The organism is Bartonella jaculi (assembly GCF_039543045.1).
Lineage (GTDB): Bacteria > Pseudomonadota > Alphaproteobacteria > Rhizobiales > Rhizobiaceae > Bartonella > Bartonella jaculi.
This window is the reverse complement of sequence record NZ_BAABIZ010000060.1, coordinates 1-3,632: the sequence shown is the minus strand read 5'-3', so window position 1 is coordinate 3,632 and position 3,632 is coordinate 1. Positions and strand designations below refer to the sequence as shown.

Sequence of the window (3,632 nt, the reverse complement as noted above, 5' to 3'; positions counted from 1 at the left end):
AAACCTTTTCGTGGTCTATCCGCTTATCACAAGTGGTTTTTAAGCACTTGTCGACCCTTTTAAACCAGCTTCGCTTTAAAGTCAATACGTATTTTTTATTTTTTTCACTTTTTTTCATTTTGGTACTTACCTAATTGAATATCAAGCGCTTTTGCTAGCTCTCTGTCCATATCATAAGCTTGTGAATAACCTATCTCACCATCATTCGTAATCTCACAAATCAGTGTATCTTCCCCATGCCTTTGTATCTTCTCATTCACCTCGTCTATCAACGCTTCATAACTCAAGACGCTCCTTGGTAAATCACCTCCGTATATCCATGCTTTCACTTGCGCCTTTGTACTATAATCAACTCTCTCCGGCATGTCATGATATTGACCACCTTCAAATTCTTCGTATTCTCTCATCCCATCTTCATATTCGTAAAGATTGTAAAAATACTCACTAACCCCTAATCCCCATGGGGCATGCCCCACCGCCGTTGCAATAAATTTTTTTTGCTGTCTTGACTTACGGTTTCTTAAGAACATCTGGTTTAATATCCCCTTGTCTAAATCCATAATTTTACCAATGGGTTTATTTGCCTCAAATTGAACCGTACAGTAGCGTTTTTATTTTCAATATGGTTTCTATCATAAAAATCTAAAATCGCTTTGTACGGTGCCTTTTTATCGATTTAAACGCATGTCTAATCTCAAAATGATCAGCACTTTTTACTATTTTGCTGTTTTTTCAAATGCAACTAAATACGATTTCATTATGTTGCAAATGAACTGATAGGCTCTGTATTGCTGATATATTTTGCCAAGGTCTCTGTTAGCGGTTCAGAAAATATGGTACATAGTTCTTTTATTTCTGATTCTGCGTGTTTCTTCATTACCAATCCATATTCTGGATGCGTAATCCACTTATACCAAGCCTTTTGCCAATCGCGTTCATGAGCATTTCGACATGGATTGGCTTTTGAAAAGCGTATAAATTTTTTAAATTCTGATAACGCTTCATCACGCGTTAATCCTTGTTCAATTGCGTATTGCAAATCGGGTTTGAAATCTTCTAACATGCTTTCAACTTCTTGTTTTTCCCTCGTTTTCTTGGTTTCTTCAAAAAAGCTTGCTTTCTCTGGGAAATAAGCAGGCATCATCTTTTCAACGATTTCTGAAAGTTGTTTGCCAACCTTTCCAACTTTTCGTGAAGGCAATTTCTCAATCATCTTGATTTCTTTTGATTGAACATCATCACACTCGCTTGGCTTTTCAAGCAAATCAGTTGTTTCTAAATTTTCAAATTCAATTTCTTTTTTTGATAAAATAATATTTTTATTTTTTTTGTTATTGTTAATCTTATTGTTAATGTTATTGTTATTGTTAATGTTAATGTTATTGTGCATTTCCATGCATTGCTCATGCATTGCACGTGCATTGCACGTGCATTGCTCATGCATTGCACGTGCATCATGATCACTTTTATCTTTATTTTTATCCCATCTAGCTTTTGCTGCTTTTGATGCCTTTTCTGAAGATTTATCTAAATTCTCATTAGAGTTATTGAGTTCTTCCTCAACATCTAAATTCCATAAGCGACCATCTTCCAAACGAATAAGATATCCTTCTTCAAGCAAGACATTTAGCGCTGCTTCAAACTTCTTCACTGAATAACCAGTGTAATGAGATAAAACTTTAAGGTTATAAGAAAGAGGCTCACCAGTACGCAACATACGTAACCGTAATCGCATATAAATATTGCCCTCTACAGCAGGCAAATAATCAACAACCATTGCCCACTTATCTGCAAAAAGCCTCGTCCATGGCAACTTAGTTGACATGCATTGCCTCCTCTTTTCTTTTGCTCCACCTCATATGCGCTGCTTTTGAAGCTCTTTCTGAAAATTTGCTAATCGTATAATCAAAGGCTAGTGACTTATGCCATAAGCTACCATTCTCTAAACGCGTAATATGACCCGTGTTGATTAAGCTCTCTAATGTCTTTTGAAACGTTCTTATTGAACACCCACACCAACTCGATAAGTAAGATGCATTATTAATAAGAGGTGCTTTTCTATCATTCATAAGCAACACAAGGGTTGTATAAACAGCCTTCTCTGTTGCTTTTAAACCCATCAGCTCTTTTAAAAGCTTATCTGTACTAAACTTAACATACGCTACTTTATGACTGGACATCACTCTAAGATCTCCTTTTCTTTAACTAAATGTAAAATTGCTAAAGCATCCGCTTCATTATCATCACAAGGCGCGTGTCCTTTTGCACGCATTGCCTCTATCATCTCTTTTTTAGACGCATTCCCCTTCCCTGTTGTCGCTTTCTTAATCGTACCAACTGGAATGCCTTCATACGGTATCTGATGATGCTCGCACCATGCTGTTAACGTTGCTAGTAAACCGCCATAAACATGCGCTGCATCGGTTCCAACATGACGCCTCACCTCCTCAAAATACACCGCGTCAATGCCACCTGCTGTCTGTTTCATTTCTGTAAGCCATCTCTTAAAACGCAAATAACGCATTCCACCGCCTTCAAAACGGCGTGATTGAAAATTCACGCTACCACTGAATATATCACCACTTGCCCCATGTATCGCCCATCCCATCTTCGTACCTAGATCAAAACAAAGGATTGTATGAGACATTTAAATCACCTGTATTTACCGATTATTCCTTTTAGAATGGGGCTTTAAACAACTTCTCTGCACACAATTTTGCTGCAATTTACACAATAGGAAATGTTACGATGAGATAATTTTTGGATTAGCTTATTTTGCTCGTCTATTATTTTATCTTTTTCATCTATCTCTTGTTTAAGCACTTTTACGGTTTTAAAAGCGATATAAGCTGCATAACAAGATATAATAAGTGCAATAAAGCCCATCTCTCTTCTCACTTACTTTTCTTCTTATTCTTATGAGAAGGATTTTTCACAGACGCATCACGCTGCTTAAGCTCTTGTTTCAGTTTTTCAATTTCCCCATTGCGTGATTGAACTTCTGCTTTTAGTGTATCTATAAGATCGTTTTTCCGTTTGAACGCTTCATCATACGCATCTATCTTTTGATTAAGTTCTTTAATATCCGCACGATATTTTTCTATATCCCTAACACACTTATCAATGATATCCTGAATTTCTATTGAACATTCACGCTGTTTATTTTTGAGTTCTTCTTCTAAATCCCTAATATTGATTTTTAGAGTTTCAATCCGCTTTTTAAGCACCTTAGCTTGATCGCGATAATGCAATGCAAAACGAAACATCACTCCGCATAAAAGCAAGACTCCAAACACCACAAACACAACTATCGCTATCATTTCATTTAAACTCATTTTGATCTCCATTCTTTGCTCTTAAGCCGGTCATCATGACCAATTTGTTGTGCTTCGCATTCCATTAAAAAAAGAAGGCAACAAGCCGCATGTGCCAAGTGTGATAAATCACTCTCCGCATCCTTATTCTCTCCACCAAACCATGCTAATAAATGACGTAAGGCAGCACCGTGAAACCGGCTCCAGTGCATGCCATTACGCCAATTGTTTGCTCCGTACTTCTTTGCCCCAAACTCTAAAACTTTACCGATTTCAATCAGTGCCAACGGTGGGATTAATTCAACACGCGCCTTGCCA

At 37.1% G+C, this 3,632-nt stretch carries 7 protein-coding genes; all 7 read right to left on the bottom strand.

Going from position 1 to position 3,632, the window contains the following annotated elements:
- Positions 1 to 104 precede the first annotated feature (104 nt).
- Complete coding sequence (locus ABD915_RS09015; protein WP_345117534.1) at positions 105 to 530, bottom strand: hypothetical protein; 426 nt, start codon at positions 528 to 530, stop codon at positions 105 to 107.
- Between the two features lie 227 nt (positions 531 to 757).
- Positions 758 to 1,825, bottom strand: a complete 1,068-nt coding sequence (locus ABD915_RS09010; RefSeq protein ID WP_345117532.1) for a DUF1376 domain-containing protein — start codon at positions 1,823 to 1,825, stop codon at positions 758 to 760.
- Positions 1,815 to 2,180 (bottom strand): DUF1376 domain-containing protein, encoded by a 366-nt coding sequence (locus tag ABD915_RS09005; RefSeq protein ID WP_345117530.1) that lies wholly within the window; start codon positions 2,178 to 2,180, stop codon positions 1,815 to 1,817. The genes ABD915_RS09010 and ABD915_RS09005 overlap by 11 nt, the downstream gene beginning before the upstream one ends.
- The gene (locus ABD915_RS09000) at positions 2,180 to 2,647 is read right to left on the bottom strand and encodes a crossover junction endodeoxyribonuclease RuvC (RefSeq protein ID WP_345117528.1); all 468 of its coding nucleotides are present in this window, start codon (positions 2,645 to 2,647) and stop codon (positions 2,180 to 2,182) included. Before ABD915_RS09000 ends, ABD915_RS09005 begins: the two co-directional genes overlap by 1 nt.
- Positions 2,648 to 2,691: 44 nt before the next feature.
- Entirely contained in the window at positions 2,692 to 2,886 is a 195-nt protein-coding gene (locus ABD915_RS08995) for a hypothetical protein (protein WP_345117526.1), read from the bottom strand.
- 8 nt (positions 2,887 to 2,894) lie between these two features.
- Entirely contained in the window at positions 2,895 to 3,335 is a 441-nt protein-coding gene (locus tag ABD915_RS08990) for a coiled-coil domain-containing protein (protein ID WP_345117525.1), read from the bottom strand.
- Positions 3,332 to 3,632 (bottom strand): dATP/dGTP diphosphohydrolase domain-containing protein (locus ABD915_RS08985; protein ID WP_345117523.1); only part of this gene is annotated, 301 nt, incomplete at its 5' end. The genes ABD915_RS08990 and ABD915_RS08985, both read right to left, overlap by 4 nt.